Genomic DNA, 18,560 nt, shown 5'->3' with positions numbered 1-18,560 from the left:
TCGGGGTCAGGTGGTGGGGGTCGGGGTCGAAGCAACGGCCGTCGTGCTCGCCCGAATGTCCGGCATCGTGAGCACGGTGACGACGAGCAGTCCGATAGCGGCGCCGACGAGCTGTGCCAGGACGAAGGGCACGGCGGACGCGGGGGAGATCCCGGCGAAGGTGTCGGTGAACATCCGGCCCACGGTGACGGCAGGGTTGGCGAACGAGGTGGAACTGGTGAACCAGTACGCGCTGCCGATGTACGCAGCAACCCACAGCGCCACAGCTCGTCCGGCGCCATGGTGCGCAGCAAGCGCGACGACCACGATCAACCCGGCCGTTGCCACGACCTCGCCCAGGAAAATGCCGAACCCCTCGCGGACGGTGATCGACAACCCCTGCGGCACATCGAACATGGCGTTGGCCAGCACGCCGCCGCCGACGGCACCGGTCAGTTGGGCGACGACGTAGCCCGCCACGCGAGTGACGCGCCCGGTGCCGGATTGTCTTCGGCGGAAGCTGTCGATGAGCGTGACCGCAGGGTTCAGGTGGGCACCGGAGATCGGTCCGAGCGCGGCGATCAGCACAGCCAGCCCCAACGCGGTCGCAAAGCTGTTGGCGAGCAGCTGGACGCCCACGTCATCGGACAGTGACGCCGCCGCAATGCCTGAGCCCACGACGACGCACACGAGGGCGCCGGTCCCCAGCGCCTCCGCTGTGACGGACGCGATCCACGTTCGGTTCATGTCTCTCCCATCTTGACGCGGTCACATTACATCAACGAAGATTGACGCAATGAACAGTGAGCAAACGAACCGGGAGCAGCGAGCGGCTCGCTACGCCGCCTTGGCCGACCCCGCGAGGCTCCACATCGTCGACCTCCTCGCGGGGGGAGATCTTTCCCCTCTGGAGCTTCTCGCGCGCCTGGGCATGACGTCGAACCTGCTGTCGCACCACTTGAGAGTGCTCGAGCGGACGGGCATCGTCGCCCGTACCCGGTCCGAGGGAGACCGTCGCCGTTCGTACGTTTCTCTCCGGCAAGCTCCCGACAGCGTCTCGTCACCCGCTTCGACAGTGAACGCGAGCCGCATTGTCTTCGTCTGCACTGCGAACTCGGCGCGATCGCAACTCGCCGAGCACCTCTGGCGCACGAAGAGCGACGTTCCGGTCGCCTCCGCGGGAACAGTCCCCGCCACCGTCGTCGCGCCCGGCGCCGTCGCCGTCGCGGCCGAGCACGGCATGGACTTGAGCGGTGCCACCCCGAAGCTCCTCAGCGACATCCAGGACGACGGTGACGTCCTCATCAGCGTGTGCGACAGCGCCCATGAGCTCCTCACCCACACGGAGCTGCACTGGTCGATTCCCGATCCCGTCACCGCGAGCACGCCGGACGCCTTCGAACAGACCTATCAACATCTCACCCGCCGCATCGACGGACTGCTCCCGCAGCTCGCCGCCTGAAACTCGGAGCCACCATGACCCGCCCCACCGTGCTTTTCGTGTGCGTCCACAACGCCGGCCGTTCCCAGATGGCCGCCGGTTACCTGCAGCACCTCGCCGGCGACCGCATCGACGTCCTCTCCGCCGGGTCGGCGCCCAAGGACGCCATCAACCCGATGGCCATCGCCGCGATGGCCGAGGACGGCATCGACATCTCGGCCAACCAGCCGAAGATCCTCACCGTCGACGCGGTGAAGACCTCCGACGCCGTGATCACGATGGGATGCGGCGACGCGTGCCCCATCTTCCCGGGCAAGCGCTACGAGGACTGGGAGCTGGACGACCCGGCTGGACAGGACCTGGATGCCGTCCGCCGTATCCGCGACGACATCAAGGAGCGCGTCCGGGAGCTCATCGTGAGCGTGACCCCCGCCGCTGGCTGACGGCCAGACCACCCGTCGCCGTGCCGGTGCGACGGCGCCGGGCTGCGGTCCGGGCTCCAACGGTGCCGTGCGGGCGTTCGTGAGGACGTAGCGTCGCGACAAGAAGGCGGAGAACCCGTCGGCATCGCTCGGGCGCCGGGGGAGTGATGCCGATGGCCCACAGCGAAGCCCCGGATCCCCGCGGAAACGCGGGTCCGGGGCTTCTGTCGACTTCGGCGGTGGGGCTCACGCGTCGCAGGCGACCCTTGTCACGGCCTATGCACCGTGCACGTCAAGACGTGGGGAGCGCGCTCGCCTGCTCGCGGTCCGCGTCGAGGGTCTTGCTGTCGATGACGTAGCGGAAGCGGATGTTGTTCGCGACCATCTCGTCGAACGCCTTGTTGACGTCCTGGACGGGGATGACCTGGACCTCCGGGCGGATGCCGTGCTCCGCGGCGAAGTCGAGCACTTCCTGCGTCTCCGCGATGCTCCCGATGAGCGAGCCGGCGATGGTGATGCGGCTCATCGAGACCGCCCCGAAGTCGATGCCCGCCTCGTGGATGGGCTCCAGCATTCCGACGGTCACGAGGGCGCCGTCGTGGCGGATGAGCGAGAGGTAGGGCTTCATGTCGAACGGCGTCGGGATTGTGGACAGGATGAAGTCGACGCTCGCGGAGAGTCGTTCGACCGCCTCGTCGTCGTTCATGTCGACGACCTCATCGGCTCCGAGCTCGCGCAGGTCGTCGGCCTTGTCGGGGGTGGTCGTCAGGGCGATCACCTTGTCAGCGCCGCGTGCTTTTGCCAGCTGCAGACCGAGGTGGCCGAGCCCACCGAGGCCGGCGATGGCGACGGTGCTCCCCGGCCCCACGTTCCAATGGGCGAGGGGCGACCAGGTCGTCACACCGGCGCAGAGGAGGGGAGCGGCTTCCTCGAGCGGGATGGCATCCGGGATGCGCAGCACGAAGTGCTGATTGACGACGATTTCGTCGGAGTACCCGCCGAGGGTCACCGCACCGGTGTCGGGGTCCTGGCCGTTGTAGGTGAAGATGGCCGGCGGGTTCTGATACTGCTCCTCGGGGACGCCTCGCTGCGACTCGTCGCCCCAGTACACCAGGCAGCCCACGCCCACCCGGTCGCCCACGGCGTAGGTCGTGACGTCGGCGCCGACTTCGGCGACCGTTCCGGCGATCTCGTGACCGGGAAGGCAGGGCCACAGTGTGGCGAGGGCTCCGCCGAACTCGTCGCGGGCCTGGTGGACGTCCGAGTGACAGACGCCGCAGTAGGCGATGTCGATCCGCACGTCCTCGGGGCCGACCTCGCGACGGTCGAAAGTGAAGGGAGCCAGCGGGGTGTTCTTGTCCGGGGTCGCGTAGCCGATGTTCTTGCCCATGGGGTGGTGTCCTTTCCGTCGCCCGTCTCTGGACGAATCGAAACGGTACGGTCGCCGCCTGCGAGCAACGGACCGCTGGTGTTCTGCGCCCGAATGGGTATCATGCCGTGCCCGCGACGGAGCCTGTGCGGGGCGTCGGGGGGAGATGACCCCCTTGAGTGCAAGGGGCGCGGAACAAGAGGGTCACCCACGTGCTATTCGGCGCGCGGCGCTTCACGGTCGGTCCTTCACAGACGTCTGACAGCATCCGGCGGCGCACGTGAATCCTGCCCCGGAGGCACCAGGACGGCGACACGATCGACTGCGCGTGCGTCATCGCCGAGAGGGTCTCGCGCGTGCGCATCGCCACAAGGGGTCTCGCGCGGGCGGCATCCCTCGCCTACGCTCGCGGCATGAGGAGAGCCCGCGCCGTCGTGTTCGCCCTCGCGTCCGCCGCGATGCTGAGCGGGTGCGGGGCGCTGCCCGTCACACCGGCGCCGCGGACCTCGACCCCCGAGGCGGTCCCCACCGCGCAGGCTCCCGTCGAGGACGTCCTCGCGCAGGAGTCGGCGTACATGGCGGCGCTGCGCGCGGAGCTCCCGTCGATCGATCGGTCGCCGGCGAGCGTGTGGCTGGACCTCGGACACGCGGTCTGCGAGGCGTTCGACAGCGGCTTCACGCCGAAGCAGGTCTACGACTCGATGAGCGGCGGCTCGGTGACGCAGCAGGAGGCCAGCGCGGTCGTCGTGATCAGCGGCATCCACCTCTGTCCCGAGTACGCGCCCACCCCCTGACGGCGGCATGAGCGCCGGACGCCGCACACCGCGTCACGCGTGGAATCGATGGATGCCGCCCGGCCGACGCCGCGGTCCTCGCGGGCTTCCACGATCAGGCGCATCTCACCCGGCACTTCCGTCGGGTGCTGGGCGTGACCCCCGCGGTGTTCGCCCGCGGGTGAGTGCGGTCGGCGCCCGGCGTTCTACGACCTGCTCCGTCCGTCACCGCGCGCGGACCCCGGGCCGCAGCCGGCCGGGTCATCACCGCCGCACGGCGGCTCCGTCCGCGACAGCGCCCCCGGTGGACAGCGGCTCGTCGCGCCGCAGGGTCTCGGGCAGCGCGCTGATGCCGACGACGCCGATGATGCTCAGGCCGACGAGGTAGCCCGCGACGAGCCAGGGAGTGCCGCCGGTCAGGCCGACGAGCGCCGTCGCGACGAGAGGCGCCGTGCCGCCGACGAGGGCCGCGGGGATCTCACGCGAGATCGCGATGCCGCTCCATCGCATGCGGGTGGGGAACAGCTCGGCGAGCATGGCCGCGCTCACGCCGATCGTCGCGCCCTGGACGATCGCGAGGCCCAGGACGAGACCGACGGCGACGAGGAACGAGCTCTCGGTCTGGAACAGCAAGAACATCGGGAAGGCGAACACGATCGCGAACACCGCCGCTCCCAGCAGGACGGGCTTGCGGCCGATGCGGTCGGCGAGGAGCCCGAAGCCCAGGGTCGCCGGGATGGTGATCAGCTCCGCGACGATGAGGCCGATGAGCGCATGCGTGGGGTTCACCGTGAGCGTCCCCGTCGTGTACGAGATCGAGAACGTCTGCACGATGTAGACCCAGGGCAGCGCGAAGACGAAGAACGCCATGCCGGCCAGCAGCGTCCGCCAGTGCGAGCGCACCGCCGTGGCCAGCGGCGCCCGCGACACCTCGCCCTGACGTTCGGCTGCCGCGAAGGCCGCGGTCTCGGTGACGCGCAGACGGAAGTACAGCGCGAACGCGACGATCACGATGCTGGCGACGAAGGGGATGCGCCACCCCCACGCCTGGAACTGCTCCAGCGGCAGCAGGCTGATGAGCGCGAACGTCGCGGTCGCGAGCGCCATGCCGAGGTAGACGGACGCCCCGGGGAAGCCGGCGACGAACGCGCGGTTCCGGGTCTCGGACGACTCGCTGGCCATCGTCATGGCCCCCGCGAACTCCGCGCCCGCGCCCGCCCCCTGGAACAGCCGCAGCACGATGAGCAGGATCGGCGCCCACGCGCCGATGCTCTCCGCGGTGGGCAGCAGACCGATGAGCGTGGTGGCGATGCCCATCATCAGCAGGGTCGCCAGCAGCGTCCCCTTGCGGCCGATGCGGTCGCCGAAGTGCGCGAAGACGAGTCCGCCGATCGGGCGCGCCCCGAAGCCGACGGCGAACGTGGCGAAAGCGCCGAGGAGGCCCGCGAACTGCCCGCCTCCCGGGAAGAAGAGGGGAGCGAAGACGAGGGCGGATGCCAAGCCGTACAACGTGAAGTCGTACCACTCGATCACCGTGCCGACCGAGCTGCCGATGACGGCTCGGCGGCGCTGCGCGCGGGGGTTCAGGTCTCGACGGTCGATGTCGTCGGCGATGTCCATGGCCAGGCACTCCTTCGTGTCGGTGGCGTTCCTCCCCAGGCTAGGAAGGGCCGTCCCGATATCGGATGTGCTCCTGGCCCACCATCGCGGCGCCCGGATGGTGCCCGCGCACAGCGCCCCCGGCTCACTCGTAGCGGAGCGACTCGACCGGATCGGCCCGCGCGGCCCGCGCGGCCGGCAGCGTGCCGGCGAGGAACGCGATCGCCATGACCGCCAGCGTCGTGAGCGCGATCGACACCGGGTCAAAGGCGATCAGCTGCAGGCCCGGCAGGTCGCTGAGGAGCGTGGATGCCAGCTGCGCGCTGACCGCGGTCCCGACCACGATCGCGACGACGGCGCCGATCGCGCTGCCCAGCAAGCCGATGAAGACGGCCTCCAGGCTGAACAGCGTGAACACGCGGCCGCTGCCCATGCCCATCGCCTTCATCAGCCCGATCTCGCGGGTGCGCTCCTGTACGGACATGAGCAGGGTGTTCACGATCCCGAAGCTCGCTGCCAGCAGCGCGATGACCGCGAACGCGTTCAGGACGAGGACGATCCCGTCGATGACCGCCGTGAACGTGCCGAGTTGATCGCTCACCGTGCTGCCGGTGTAGCCGGCGTCGGCGAGGGTGGTCTTGACCGTGTCGGCGTCGGCGCCCGCGGCCATCGTGGCGCTCGCCGAGGCGTACCGGTCCTGCTGGTCGAGGGGGACGCCCGTGTTCTGCGCGGCGGACAGGGCGTCCTCGAGCGCGGTGTTCAGGGTGAGCGCGGTGGCGCTGCCGAAGGCGTCCTCCGTCACACCCGTCACCTGCGCCTCGACGGTGTGCAGGGTGCGCAGCGGATCAGTGACGGCGATGGTCACCGTCGCCCCGACGGCCGCGTTCGCGTCGGCGAATCCCATCGGCACGACCAGCGCGTCGGGGAGCGCGACCTGCAGCGCCGCGGCATCCACGTCGGGCGCCGCGCCCGCCGCCAGCTGCGGCGTCTGCCCCGCGACCAGGCTTCCCGCCCGGGCGACGTAGGGGTCGCCTCCGTCCGCCTGCACGTAGTCGATCGACACGGCCCGCACAGGCACCACCCGCGCGATGCCGGGCAGCTCCGCCAGCGCCGTGATGTCGTCGTCGGTCAGCGCGGTCACCGCGCTCGTCGTCCCCGGAGGGCCGGCCTGCGGCGCCGAGGCGATGGCATCCGGATCGTATTCCTGGGGATCGGTGGATGCCGCCGCGTCCGCGTCCGTCCTCGTCACGGTGAGGGTGTCCGAGGCGCCGATCGCGCCGACGGTGTCGTCGATGAAGGCGTTGATGCCGGTGCCGAGGCCGTTCGTCAGCGTCAGGGTGAACGCGCCGACGAAGATCGCCAGGACCGTCAGGATCGTGCGCGTCTTCGAACGGAACGTGTTGGCGACGGCGGTGCCGATCAGATCGAGGGTCTTCATGCCGCGCTCCGCTCTTCGGAGACGACGAGGCCGTCGCGGATCTGCACGCGCCGGTCGCACCGGGCCGCGAGGTCTTCGTCGTGCGTGACGACGATGAGCGTGATCCCGTGCTCGCGGTTCAGGCGGAACAGGATGTCCTCGACCACCGCGCCGGTGGCGGAGTCCAGGTTGCCGGTCGGCTCGTCGGCGAAGATCACCTGAGGGTCGTTGACCAGGGCGCGAGCGATCACGGCTCGCTGCTTCTGACCGCCCGAGAGTGCCGTCGCCTTGTTACGGGCCTTGTCGGCCATGTCCAGCTCGGCCAGGGCCGCCAGACCCCGGCGGGAGCGCTCGCCGCGGCCGACGCCGGCGATCTTCAGCGGCAGGACGACGTTGTCGAACACCGACGCGGTCGGGGTGAGGAAGAACTGCTGGAACACGAACCCGAACATCTTGTTGCGGGTGGCGTTCAGGCGACGCCCGCGCAGGGTCGCGGCATCCACCCCGTCGATCCGCACGGTGCCGTGGGTGGGGGCGTCCATCAGGGCCAGCAGGTGCATGAGCGTGGACTTGCCCGAGCCGCTCTTGCCGACGACGGCGATGCTCTCGCCCCGGTGGATGTCGAGGCTCACACCGCGGAGCGCATCGAAGCGTGCGGAACCGCGACCGTAGGACTTGTGCAGATCGGTGACCGAGAGGAGCGGGGGAGGAGGTTCGGATGCCATGACCCCACCCTCCCGCCGCCGCCCCCTGCACGCGTCCCCTCGGCGGGCGGACCGCCTCCCCCCACGGGGGGATCTGCGAATGTCCCCGACGGGGCGATCGTCCCGACGGGCGCGAGGGGACAGACTGGACCGGTGAGCGCCCCCGACCCGACGACGTCGCCGCGCGCCGCGCGGCCCGCGCGACGCCGGCTGGTCGACCTCGGGCTCGCCCTGCTCGTGGCGGCCCCCGCCTTCGCGCCGATCCCCGCGGCCGAGCTGCGCCCGGAGACGCCGGCCGTGCTCGCGCTGGTGCTGCTGCCGGCGGTGGTACTCCCGTTCCGCCGCGTCCGCCCGCGTCTCGCGCTCGCCGCCTGCGTCGCCCTCTTCCTCGGCGCGCTCGCGCTGGGCACCCTGTCACCCGGCGCGACGGTCGCCATGATCGTCGCGGCGTACGCCGTCGCCCAGTGGGCGCCCCGGCGGATCTCGGCCCCGGCGGTGCTCCTGGCCGTCGTCGTCACCGCCGGGGTGAGCATCGTCCTCTCGCTGGTCACCGGCACCGACACGCGTGTCATCCAGGTGGGGCTGGCCCTCGCGCTGGCCGGCGCCCTCGGCGACGCCGCGCGCTCGCGGCGGGCGTACGTGGAGGCGGTGGAGGAGCGCGCGCGGCGTGCCGAGCAGACGCGCGAGGCCGAGGCCCGTCGCCGAGTGACCGAGGAGCGGCTGCGCATCGCGCGCGACCTGCACGACGCGGTGGCGCACCGGATCTCGGTCATCAGCCTCAACGCCGGCGTCGCGTCGTCGTCGCTCGAAACCCGTCCGGAACGGGCGCGGGAGGCCCTCGCCACGATCCGCACCACCTCGCGCGACGTGCTGGGCGAGATCGGGGCGATGCTGAGCGTCCTCCGCGCGCCGGAGGATGCCGCGCCCCAGGAGCAGCCCGGACTGGCCCGCGTGGCCGAGGTGGTCGAATCCGTGCGGGTGGCGGGGTGGGAGGTGGCCGTGCGCGACGAGGTCGGTCCGGATGCCGACGCCGCCGGCATCCCGATGGGGACGGGCATCGTGGCGTACCGGGTCGTGCAGGAGGGGCTGACGAACGCGATGAAGCACGGCACCACCCGCCGTGCCCACCTGCTGATCCGCCGCGACGGCGAGGCGCTGGAGATCGTCGTGACGAACCCGCTCGACCGGCTGCCCGTGTCCGACCCGCCGCCGACCTCCGGCTTCGGACTCATCGGCCTCCGCGAGCGCGTCGAGGCCGTGCGCGGCGAGCTCGAGGCCGGTCTCACTCCCGGCGGTTTCCGCCTCGCCGCCCGCCTTCCCCTTCCCGCCCCCGCCGCACCGGAGACCTCCTCGTGACCACCGTGATCGTCGTCGACGACCAGCCGCTCATCCGCTCCGCCGTCCGCGACCTGCTGGACGCCGCCGACGGCGTCTCCGTCGTCGGCGACGCGGCCGACGGGGAGGCCGCGGTCGAGCTGGCCCGGCGGCTGCGGCCCGACGTCGTCGTGTGCGACATCCGGATGCCACGGATGGACGGCATCGATGCGACGGCGGCGATCTGCGCCGACCCGGACCTCGCGGAGACGCGGGTGCTCATCCTCACCACCTTCGAGGAGGACGAGTACGTCGTCGCGACGCTGCGGGCCGGGGCGAGCGGGTTCATCGGCAAGGGCGCGGAGCCCGACGAGATCGTCCGCGCCGTGCTCGCCGTGCAGGACGGGGGAGCGCTGCTCTCGCCGACCGCGACGCGGGCGCTCATCGAGACGTACGTCCGGTCCGCGCCGCCCGGTCGGACGGCGACGACGGCCGCGCTCGACGCGCTCACCGACCGCGAACGCGAGGTGCTGCTGCTCGTCGCCCGGGGATGGTCGAACGACGAGATCGCCGCTCAGCTGTTCATCTCCCCGCACACGGCGAAGTCGCACGTGAAGAACACGATGGTCAAGCTCGGCGCGCACGACCGCGCGCAGCTGGTGATCGCCGCGTATGAGAGCGGGCTCCTGCATGCCGGCCGCTGAGGGGCGCCTTCGTCGGGACCTGCGCGGAGCTCCCGGCGGTGATCCGCGGGCGCGGACGGCGAGACGATGACCGTCGCGACCCTGCGGATCGAGGGTGCCCGCATCAGCGGCATCCCGTCGCTCTACGGCGAGCTGAACCGCGTCTTCATGCCGGACGAGGACTGGACGCTGGGGGAGTCCCTCGACGCCCTCGACGACCTGCTCTACGGCGGATTCGGGGTGCTCGACGGCGCGGCTCCGGTGCGGGTGGTCTGGGCCGACTATGCGGTGTCGGCGGAGGCGCTCGGGACCGCGGCGACCCGCGCATGGTACGCGGCGAAGCTCGCGCGCCCCGAGGTCTACGCCGCCGGTCAGGCCCGGCGGGCGCTCGACGCCCTGGAGGCGGGGACCGGCGAGACGTACGTCGACCTCGTGCGCCAGGTGTTCGCGGGGCACCCGAACATCGACCTCGTCCTGGAGTGAGGCTGGCGGAGCGTCCACTACGGCCTCCCTCCGCGGAGGTCAAGCGACCTCGCCGGATACCCCCTGGGGGTACTATTTCGTCAACGGCTCCACCGGCACCACGGGGAGTCGGGGGTGCTGCATCTCGTCCCTTCCGGCAGTGCTCCTCCGCCCGCGGCCGCATCGACGGCCGGCACACGAAGAGGACACCATGACGATTCAGCGTTCCGCGACAGCCGTCGCGCTCTCTCTCACCGCCGCTCTCGCTCTCGCCGGCTGCGCCGGCGGGGGCTCCATGTCGGGGATGGACCATGGATCGGGGTCGGCTCCGTCGGCGTCGGCGTCGGCCGGGGCGGAGGCGAGCGAGGCTGATGTGATGTTCGTCTCGATGATGATCCCGCACCACGAGCAGGCGATCGAGATGTCGGACACGCTGCTGGCCAAAGACGGCATCGACCAGCGGGTGACGGCACTCGCCGAGCAGATCACGGACGCTCAGGAGTCCGAGATCGCGCAGATGCAGGAGTGGCTGTCCGAGTGGGGCGCCTCGACGTCAGACGACATGGGCGGGATGGACCACGGCGGGATGATGTCGGAATCGGACATGACCGCGCTCGAGGACGCCGAGGGGGAGGACGCCGCGCGCCTGTTCCTCGAGCAGATGGTCGAGCATCACGAAGGTGCCGTCGACATGGCCGAAGACGAGGTCGACGACGGACGGAACAGCGACGCCGTCGACCTGGCACGGACGATCGTCGACACCCAGACGGCTGAGATCGACCAGATGAACGAGCTCCTCGGCCAGCTCTGACCGCGATGTCGGCCCCCGCGTCCACGGGGCCGGCTCGAGCGGCGGGTGCCGAGGAGAGGTCCGCGGTCGCAAGCGGTTTCAGTCGGTCGGCTTCTCGATGCCGCGGGCGCGGATCTCCTCGAGGTCGAGACCGGCGAGGATCTTGCGCGCGACGAGGTCGTCGATGGTGCCCTCGCGGCGCAGCCGCAGCAGCACCTCGCGCTTGCGGTCGAGGATCGCCAGGCGCAGCCGCTGCGCCTCCTGGTGACGGGTGAGCGGCGACCGCTGGGTGAGGTCGATGTCGTCGCTGACCGCGATCATCTCCAACGGTCCCGCAGTGCGCCGGCCGTCCTCCGAACCGGTGGCCGGTGGGACGGGGCCCATCGCGGAGGGCGAGTCGGCGGCATCCATCATCTGGTCCAACTCGGCCATCTCGCGCTCCTCCGCGGCCCGGACGCGCGCCACAGCGCGTGCGTTCGCCAGCTCGAGCTGCTCGTAACCCTCGCGGCGGGCGCGGTCACGCACCCGGTCGCTGATGCCGTGCTCGACGGCGAGGTCGTCCAGCGCCGCGAGGGCCGCGCCCGAGATGGCGCGCTGGGCGAGCTCGTACTCCTCGATGGCCGCGTCGTCGGACGGCAGCTTGGCCCACCGGATCACCACGGGGAGCAGCGGCCCCTGCACGAGGAGGGTGAGCACGATCACGCCGGCCGTGACGAACACGATCGCGTCGCGCCCCGGCACGGGGGAGCCGTCGGCCATCGTCGTGGGCACGGACAGCGCGATGGCCAGCGAGACGGCGCCGCGGAAGCCCGCGACCGTGCTCACCACCCGGGAACGATGGCGCAGCGACCGGTCCGTCCCGGCCGGCGGCCGCGAGAACGGCGAGAACAGCCACTGGAACAGGTAGCGCACCACGAACAGCGCCACCCAGGCCGCCACCGTCACGAGCAGCAGGATGCCGATCTCGGACCCGGAGATCTCGTGCGCGACGAGCTGCACCTCGAGCCCGATGAGCACGAAGAGGGCGCCGTTCAGCAGGAACACCCCGAACGGCCATGTCGCGTCGGCGGCGCGACGCGACACCGCCGTGGTGATGCGCGGCGACACCCAGGCCACGATGAGGCCGGCGAAGACGACGGCGAGCACGCCCGACGCCTCGACGAGCTCGGCCAGCAGGAACGAGAGGAAGGGGACGATCAGCAGCGTGAGGTTGATCGTCAGCGTCGACTCCATGCGGCGCAGCGCGAAGTAGGCGAGCACGGCCACGAGGATGCCGGCCGCCGCCCCGCCGAGGTAGGACACGAGCACCATGCCGGTGATCTCGAGCGGTGTGATGTGGTCGCCGAGCAGGAGCGTCACCGCGATCGCGTACAGCACGAGGGCCGTGCCGTCGTTCGTGAGGCTCTCCGCCTTGAGCTTCTGGAACGTGCGCTGGGGGAGCAGACGGCCGAGCGCGGCGACGGCCGTCGCGTCGGGCGGGGCGACCGCGGCGCCCAGGACGAGCGCGGCCTCCCACGGCACGCCCATCCAGGTCGCGACGGCGGCGACGGCGAAGGCGGATGCCACGACCAGCAGCGTGCTCATCGGCACGATGTACCGCAGCGAGCGGCGGACCGAGCGGAGCGAGGTGGTCCACGCCTCACGGAACAGCATGACGGGGAGGAACAGCAGCAGCACCGTCTCGGGCGGGAGCTCGATCGCGCGCAGCGCGGGCACGAACCCGAGGGCGAGGCCGATGACCAGCAGCACGAGCGGGGTCGCGACCCGCAGGCGCGGCGCGAGCACGGTGCCGACGAGCATCGCGACACCGAGGAGGACCGTGACTTCGAGACCCTGCATGCGTACCGCCTTCCTCGCGCCCCCAGGGCACAGCGTAGACAGGCCCGCGGACATTCCCCAGACCCGGATCGCGGCGCCGGGGGAGCGGCATCCGGGATCCGCTAGGCCGGCAGACCCACCTTCGCCTTCGCCCAGGAGCGCCCGCGGGTGTCCTTCAGGATGTCGTACTCGACGTCGACGTGCGGCTCGATGGCGCTGTACTTGTCGTTCGGGGCGCCGATCACGAGCTGGAAGCCGAGGCCCCGCCACGCGCCGATCGCTCGCTTGGTGAAGTGGGCGTCCGCCTTGATGAGCGCCTCGTCGAGGAAGACCGGCGCGTAGCGGGGACGCTCCGCCCCCGCGTCGCCGAGCTGGTACCGCAGGGCCGCGCCGACGATGAACGCGATGAGCTCCTGCGACTCGCCGCCGGACTTCTCGCCGATGTGGTCGTACAGCGCGACGTGCTCGCCGGTGTCCGCGCGGAAGCGCTCGGCGCTGACCCGGACGTGGTTGCGGACGTCGATGAGGTCGGCGTAGTCCGGTGCCGTGGGGCGGATGCGGTTGATGATCCGCGCCATGCGGTGATAGACCGCCTCCCGCTCGTCGTCGCTGCCGGCCGTGTCGATGAGCCCGCGAACGTCGCGTAGCTCGCGGCGGAACCGGCGGCGCACCTCGGACTGGTTCTCGCGCGGCACGATCTTCAGCCGGTGCTCGTCGTCGTAGAACGGCAGGTCCTGCATGATCAGGTTGATCGGCGCGATGCGCTCGCGGATCTCCCGCAGCGACCGCGTGAGCGTCGAGTCGAGGTTGGTCAGGTCGTTGCCGGACAGGCGCAGCAGGCTGTCGCGCCATTCGGCCTCCAGCTCGTGCAGGCCGCTGGCCTCCAGGTCGGCGAGGATGCGCTCGAAGTCGCCGAGCGACTCGTCCGGGTCATCGAGCAGGTTGGGGCTCGGCCACCGGTCGATGAACGCGGTCAGCGTGCGGCGCAGGCTCTCGCGCTGGTCCGCCCAGGTCTCGTGCGCGGCCCGCTGCTCCTCGGCGAGGCGCTTGCCGGCGGACTCCAGGGCGGAGTCGAAGCGGGCCAGCTGCTGCGAGGGCGACACGTCGGCGTCGGACGGCGTGACGAAGAGGGCGTCGAGGTAAGCGGCCTCGCCGTCGGTGAGGGCCACATCCGCGTCCTCGGCGTCCTCCAGGCGGATCCGCGCGTCGTCGACCTCGTCGGTGATGTCGGCCCACCGGGCGGCGAGTCGCTGATGATCGGCCTTCGCGCCGCCGATCTCCTCCCGCAGCCGCGCGGCCCGCGACCGCGCCCCGGAGATCTGGTCCTGCAGCTCCGCGATGCGGGGGTTCCCGGCCGTGACCTCGACGATCGTCTCGTTCCAGCGGTCGATCTCGGACTGGACGGATGCCACGTCCACCTGCTCCCAGGACAGGTCGGCGATCCGCTCGTGCGCGCTGCGCCGCTCGTCGAGCGAGTCCAGCGCCGCCGCGGCCGCGTCGGCGGCGGCGCGGGCGGTCTCGAGGTCGCGACGGACGGCGGCGATCTCCTCGCCCAGCTCGCCGAGACGTGCGCGGCTGGAGAAGCCGAGGATGTTCTGCCGCACCGAGCCGCCGTGGGCGCCGCGCGCACCGCTGCTGGTCTGCCCCGAGATGGTGAGGGCGAGCCGGTGCTGCGACAGCTCGCCCGCGGCATCCACGCACACGAACGCGAACTGCTGCTCGAGCCGGTCCTGCAGCCACCCCGTGAAGGGGGAGCGGCGGAAGTCGAGACGGCCCGGCAGGGTGCGCGGGTCGAGCGCGCCGCGCTCGGGCAGGTCCGTCGACACGCCCTCGAACCGGAGGCGCTCGCCGAGGCGGACCCCGTCGATCGCCGCGCGGAAGGCGGGCAGGTGCGCCGCATCGACGAGCAGTGTCGTGGCGAAGCCGCCGAGGGCGAGGGTGAAGGCCCCGCGCCACGGCTCGAACTCGGTGCGGACGTCGACGAGCTCCGCCACGAAGGGCAGCTCGGCCGCGGTCAGGCCGGCGGCCTGGGCGAGCGCCTCCCGCGCCTCGTGCAGGCGCGGCGGGATGTTGTCGTCGCGGGTCTGCGTGCGACGGTGCTCGGCCTCGAGCCCGGACAGGCGCTGACGCAGCTCGGTGTGACGGCTGCTCGCGGCGACGAAGTCCTCGCGCACCCGCCGCTTGTGGTCGGCGTCCGCGAGGGCCGTGCGCGCGTCGTCGCGCAGCGCCGCGAAGCGGGCGGGAGTGGACGCCTCGGCGCCCAGGACCGTCAGGGCGGACTCGAACCGCTCGCGGTCGCGCTGCATGTCCGCCAGGCGCCGCTCGAGCGTGCGGAGCTCGCGCTGCGCGGCCTCGAGGCGGTCGCCGCCGGCGGCGCGGAGGACGTCGCCGAGGCTCTCGCGCTCGGTCTCGGCGGCGTCGGCGAGGGCCTGCCGCTCGCGGACGAGCTGGTCGGCGGCGTGGGTGCGCTCGCGCAGCTCCGCCTCGACCGCGCCGAGCAGGTCGATGCGCCGCTGCGCGCGCCACAGCGACGCGCGCGAGTCGGGCGCGCCGAAGCGGCCGAGCGCCTCGATCAGGCGCGCGCGCTCCGCGGCGTCGTCGATGCGGGCGCGGATGTCGCGGATCGGCTGCAGCGCCCGCACCTGCTGCCGGGCCTCGAGCATGCGGGTGCGCGTGCCCTCCAGCTCGTCGAAGTGCGCGACGACGGCCTCGGCGGTGGCGAGCGTCTCCGGCTCCTCGAGCACCATCCGCTTGTACAGGTCGTCGACGGTGGTGATCTGCTGCCCGGCCTGGATGCGGGCCAGCAGGCTCATCGCCTTCGTGCCAGCGCCGGCCGCGCCGATGCCGAGCACGGTGTGCAGCCGCGCCGAGAACTCGCGATCGGTGGCGAGGGTGTCGAGGCCCACGGCCCGGACAGCCGCGTCGCTGAGCTGCTGCATGGCGGCGCGCTCGAGGTCGCGCAGGTCGAACGCGCCGTGGATCGTGCCGCGCACCTTGACGGCATCGTCGAGCACGCGTGCCCCGGCGGGGATGTACCAGGCGCGCACCGCGGTGAACCGCGACCCGTCGTGGTCGAGCCACGTCATCGCGATCGCCGTCCACGTGTCGGTGCCGTCGCCGCGCAGCACGCGGACGCGCGTGCCCTCGTCGGTGCGGGACTCGTCGAGCTTGCCGCGGCCGTAGGAGAGGATGTTGCGCTGCTCCTGCCCGCGCGGGCGCCCGACCACCGCGCCGTTGGAGGCGCCGTTGAAGGGGGTGGTGTGCGGCATCATGAGCGCGACGTAGGCGTCCATGAGCGTCGACTTGCCCGACCCGGACCCGCCGCACAGCAGGGTCGCGGTGGGCGCGAAGCGCACGCGGTGGGGGCCGTCGTACCCGCCCCAGTTGATCAGCTGCAGCTCGTCGGCGACCCACTGCTGACCGCGCGAGGCGGCCGGGATCAGACCGAAGAGGGTGTCGAGCATCGTCACGGTGCGTCCTCCTGGACCACGTCGAGGGGGAGGGATGCCGCGCCCTCCGGCGTCACGCCCGGACCGGCCGCCGTGGGGGTGTCGCCGGGCCGCGAGGCGGCGGCATCCGGGACCCCGTCCGACGTGCGCTCGTCGAGCCAGCGCTGCAGCTCGCGGAGGGTGTCGGCGCTGAGGATCACCTCGACGAGGGGGCCGATGCGGTAGCGGCCCTCGGACTCCTCCTCGATGATGCCCTCGCGGTCGAGGCGGGCGATGGCGGTGCGGACGGCGCGCTGCTGGCTCGCGCGCGTGCCGTCGGACTCGGCGAAGTAGGTGAGGACGGTCTGCTCGACCTCTTCGACGTCCACCCGGGCGGAGGCGGCGCCGGCGGTGGTCTCGCGCTGGAACACCGCGCGCAGGTACACGAGCACGAGGGTCTCGGCGCGGGAGTAGGCCTCGTCCTTGAGCAGGATGGGCACGTCCATCTCGTCCGAGCGCACCTGCTCCTTGTACGCCACGCCGCGCTGGTGGTCGACGACGAGCCGGACGAACAGGTCGTTCAGGCGCGACTCGATCATCTGCTGGTGCGCGAGCAGCAGCTTCCACTCGGCGGGGCTGCTCTCGGCCAGCAGGAACCGGCGCTGCAGCACCCGGACGAGGACGCGTCGGATGTCGGCATCCAGGATCCCGCGGTCGCCGGGGAAGAGGGTGTCGGGGTCGTTCTCCATCGCGACGGGCGCGATGAAGGGGGTCTCCGGCTCGGCGTCCGCCGCGGACGGGTCGGCGGCGCGGACGGGGGTGTCGACGTCAGTCATCGGCGTCCGTTCTGGTCGTGCGGGCGGCGGTGACCGCCCCGAAGGCGAAGCGACGGATGGAGCCGTCGGGGCGGCGGGCGGAGACGACGGACACCTCGTCCGTCTCGTCGAGGCCGCGGCGGTGGACGATCTCCAGCAGGCCGACGAGGTCGACGGGCCGGCGCGAGTCCGCCTCGACGCCGTCGAAGGCGGTCGCGAGGTCGAACCCGTCGTCGAGCGTCGCGACGTACCGCTCCAGCTCGGCGTAGTGCGGACCGCCCCAGGCGCGCGTGTCGGCGTCGACGAACTCGACGTCGGCCGCGTCGTCGGCGAGAGGGGCGGGGGCACCCGGCGGGACGACGCTGCCGAGCGACCGACGGAGGTGCCCGACGTCGGCGAGGGGCAGCGTCCGGACCGGGTCGACGCGAGCGGGCGCGCGGGTCTGGCTCCAGCGGTGCAGGCCCGACATGACGCCGCGCAGAAGGTCGTCGACCTGCCGGTCGCGGATCGGGTCGTGCGTGCGGACCTGCGCCGTGATGACGTGCGAGGCGCGCCGCTGCGCCGTGAGCACCTCGTGCACACCCGCTTCGACGCGCCGCGCGATGGCATCCAGTTCCGCCCGCTGTTCCGCGGTCAGCAGTCGCGAGAAGGGCTGGACGAGCACGCCGTGCACCTGCTCGGTGAGGTCGTCGATGTGCTCGGGGTCGCCGATCAGGCGCAGCGCCCCCTGGAACGCCCGCCCCTCGGGCGTCGCCTGCATCACCTGGCGGCCGCGTTCGAGGTACTCGCGCAGCACGTCGCCCGTGGGACGCGCGTCGCGGCGCAGCTCCGACACGACGTCGCGCTGCATCGCGGCGATCGACTCGGCGACGCGGGAGAAGTCCGCGGGGAGCTCGCGGGCGAGATGGATGACGTTCTCGGCCTCCTCCAGGAGGTGCTCGTCGTCGAGGTGGTCGACGGTCCCCGCGCGGAGCGCCGCGATCTCGGCATCCAGGGCGTCCCGCTCCGCCGTGAGCAGCTCGATGCGGCGCTCCGGGTCGGACTCGGCGTCGCGGGCGAGACGCTCGACGGCGTCGAGGAGGGTGCGCATGCGGGAGCGGGAGACCCGCGCGCGGCCGCCGCCCGCCCGGCCGGCGATCTCCAGCGCGCCGACGGCGTGCGCCGAGAGACGGTACACCTCGACGTCGTCCTCGATCTGCAGGCTCAGCCAGCCCACGCGAACCCATCCGCGGCAGATCTCCCGCGCGGTGCCGGCGGGGATGCGGCGGTCGTCCTCGGTGTCGTAGCCCGCGGCGCGGAGCTCGTCGATCGCCTCGGCGACCTCCGCGTGCGCGTCCGCGACGGCGACGGCGGGGCGGTCGGCGGTGAACACGACCGACAGGACGGCGACGACGAAGGGGGCGAACCGGCCGTGCAGAAGGTCGAGCGTCGGGTTCTTGAAGGCCGTCACCGAGCGCAGATATGCGGCTTCGGTCCGGGTGCTGCTCACTGTCTCGATCCTACCCGCCCCCTTCTTCCGCCCCGTCGTCGGCCCCTCCCGGCCGGA

General features: G+C 72.1%; 17 protein-coding genes. 8 read left to right on the top strand and 9 right to left on the bottom strand.

Annotation, left to right across the window (positions count from 1 at the left end):
* Positions 1-6 precede the first annotated feature (6 nt).
* Positions 7-726, bottom strand: coding sequence for an aquaporin (locus ACO03V_RS09970; protein ID WP_423137472.1), 720 nt, complete (start codon positions 724-726; stop codon positions 7-9).
* 49 nt (positions 727-775) lie between these two features.
* On the opposite strand from ACO03V_RS09970, the gene ACO03V_RS09965 reads away from it, so the two are divergent.
* On the top strand, positions 776-1,441 hold the full coding sequence (locus ACO03V_RS09965) for an ArsR family transcriptional regulator (protein ID WP_423137471.1): 666 nt from the start codon (positions 776-778) through the stop codon (positions 1,439-1,441).
* Between the two features lie 14 nt (positions 1,442-1,455).
* A complete protein-coding gene (locus ACO03V_RS09960; RefSeq protein WP_423137470.1) occupies positions 1,456-1,863 on the top strand; it encodes an arsenate reductase ArsC in 408 nt (135 codons plus the stop codon).
* 271 nt (positions 1,864-2,134) lie between these two features.
* On the opposite strand, the gene ACO03V_RS09955 is transcribed toward ACO03V_RS09960, so the two are convergent.
* A complete protein-coding gene (locus ACO03V_RS09955; protein ID WP_423137469.1) occupies positions 2,135-3,232 on the bottom strand; it encodes an NAD(P)-dependent alcohol dehydrogenase in 1,098 nt (365 codons plus the stop codon).
* Between the two features lie 392 nt (positions 3,233-3,624).
* Here ACO03V_RS09955 and ACO03V_RS09950 point away from each other — a divergent pair, with 392 nt between their 5' ends.
* Positions 3,625-4,005: a DUF732 domain-containing protein gene (locus ACO03V_RS09950; protein WP_423137468.1), complete on the top strand. Its 381-nt coding sequence runs from the start codon at positions 3,625-3,627 to the stop codon at positions 4,003-4,005.
* A gap of 44 nt (positions 4,006-4,049) precedes the next feature.
* Positions 4,050-4,169, top strand: a complete 120-nt coding sequence (locus tag ACO03V_RS09945; protein ID WP_414685807.1) for a hypothetical protein — start codon at positions 4,050-4,052, stop codon at positions 4,167-4,169.
* A gap of 79 nt (positions 4,170-4,248) precedes the next feature.
* Here ACO03V_RS09945 and ACO03V_RS09940 read toward each other — a convergent pair whose 3' ends face one another.
* The 3 genes from ACO03V_RS09940 to ACO03V_RS09930 all read right to left on the bottom strand — a co-directional run bounded on the left by ACO03V_RS09940 (position 4,249) and on the right by ACO03V_RS09930 (position 7,725).
* The gene (locus tag ACO03V_RS09940) at positions 4,249-5,604 is read right to left on the bottom strand and encodes an MFS transporter (RefSeq protein ID WP_423137467.1); all 1,356 of its coding nucleotides are present in this window, start codon (positions 5,602-5,604) and stop codon (positions 4,249-4,251) included.
* A 124-nt stretch (positions 5,605-5,728) separates the two neighbouring features.
* Positions 5,729-7,021 (bottom strand): ABC transporter permease, encoded by a 1,293-nt coding sequence (locus ACO03V_RS09935; protein ID WP_423137466.1) that lies wholly within the window; start codon positions 7,019-7,021, stop codon positions 5,729-5,731.
* Complete coding sequence (locus ACO03V_RS09930; protein ID WP_423137465.1) at positions 7,018-7,725, bottom strand: ABC transporter ATP-binding protein; 708 nt, start codon at positions 7,723-7,725, stop codon at positions 7,018-7,020. The genes ACO03V_RS09935 and ACO03V_RS09930 overlap by 4 nt, the downstream gene beginning before the upstream one ends.
* A gap of 132 nt (positions 7,726-7,857) precedes the next feature.
* On the opposite strand from ACO03V_RS09930, the gene ACO03V_RS09925 reads away from it, so the two are divergent.
* The 4 genes from ACO03V_RS09925 to ACO03V_RS09910 all read left to right on the top strand — a co-directional run bounded on the left by ACO03V_RS09925 (position 7,858) and on the right by ACO03V_RS09910 (position 10,974).
* Complete coding sequence (locus ACO03V_RS09925) at positions 7,858-9,060, top strand: histidine kinase (RefSeq protein ID WP_423137464.1); 1,203 nt, start codon at positions 7,858-7,860, stop codon at positions 9,058-9,060.
* Positions 9,057-9,722 (top strand): response regulator, encoded by a 666-nt coding sequence (locus tag ACO03V_RS09920; RefSeq protein ID WP_423137463.1) that lies wholly within the window; start codon positions 9,057-9,059, stop codon positions 9,720-9,722. Before ACO03V_RS09925 ends, ACO03V_RS09920 begins: the two co-directional genes overlap by 4 nt.
* 66 nt (positions 9,723-9,788) lie before the next feature.
* Entirely contained in the window at positions 9,789-10,184 is a 396-nt protein-coding gene (locus tag ACO03V_RS09915; RefSeq protein WP_423137462.1) for a ribonuclease inhibitor, read from the top strand.
* Between the two features lie 190 nt (positions 10,185-10,374).
* The gene (locus tag ACO03V_RS09910) at positions 10,375-10,974 is read left to right on the top strand and encodes a DUF305 domain-containing protein (protein ID WP_423137461.1); all 600 of its coding nucleotides are present in this window, start codon (positions 10,375-10,377) and stop codon (positions 10,972-10,974) included.
* Positions 10,975-11,052: 78 nt separating this feature from the next.
* Here the strand turns inward: ACO03V_RS09910 and ACO03V_RS09905 are convergent, their stop codons facing one another.
* The 4 genes from ACO03V_RS09905 to ACO03V_RS09890 all read right to left on the bottom strand — a co-directional run bounded on the left by ACO03V_RS09905 (position 11,053) and on the right by ACO03V_RS09890 (position 18,503).
* Positions 11,053-12,792 carry a Na+/H+ antiporter gene (locus tag ACO03V_RS09905; RefSeq protein WP_423137460.1) on the bottom strand — a complete coding sequence of 580 codons (1,740 nt, stop codon included), beginning with the start codon at positions 12,790-12,792 and terminating at the stop codon, positions 11,053-11,055.
* Positions 12,793-12,893: 101 nt separating this feature from the next.
* Entirely contained in the window at positions 12,894-16,241 is a 3,348-nt protein-coding gene (locus ACO03V_RS09900) for an ATP-binding protein (RefSeq protein ID WP_423137459.1), read from the bottom strand.
* Positions 16,238-17,035, bottom strand: a complete 798-nt coding sequence (locus ACO03V_RS09895; RefSeq protein ID WP_423137458.1) for a DUF4194 domain-containing protein — start codon at positions 17,033-17,035, stop codon at positions 16,238-16,240. The genes ACO03V_RS09900 and ACO03V_RS09895 overlap by 4 nt, the downstream gene beginning before the upstream one ends.
* On the bottom strand, positions 17,028-18,503 hold the full coding sequence (locus tag ACO03V_RS09890) for a DUF3375 domain-containing protein (protein WP_423137457.1): 1,476 nt from the start codon (positions 18,501-18,503) through the stop codon (positions 17,028-17,030). The genes ACO03V_RS09895 and ACO03V_RS09890 overlap by 8 nt, the downstream gene beginning before the upstream one ends.
* Positions 18,504-18,560: the final 57 nt, after the last annotated feature.

The organism is Microbacterium sp. HMH0099 (assembly GCF_049384025.1).
Taxonomy (GTDB): domain Bacteria; phylum Actinomycetota; class Actinomycetes; order Actinomycetales; family Microbacteriaceae; genus Microbacterium.
Note: the sequence above shows the minus strand (reverse complement) of the source record. Positions and strands in the feature narration are given on the sequence as shown.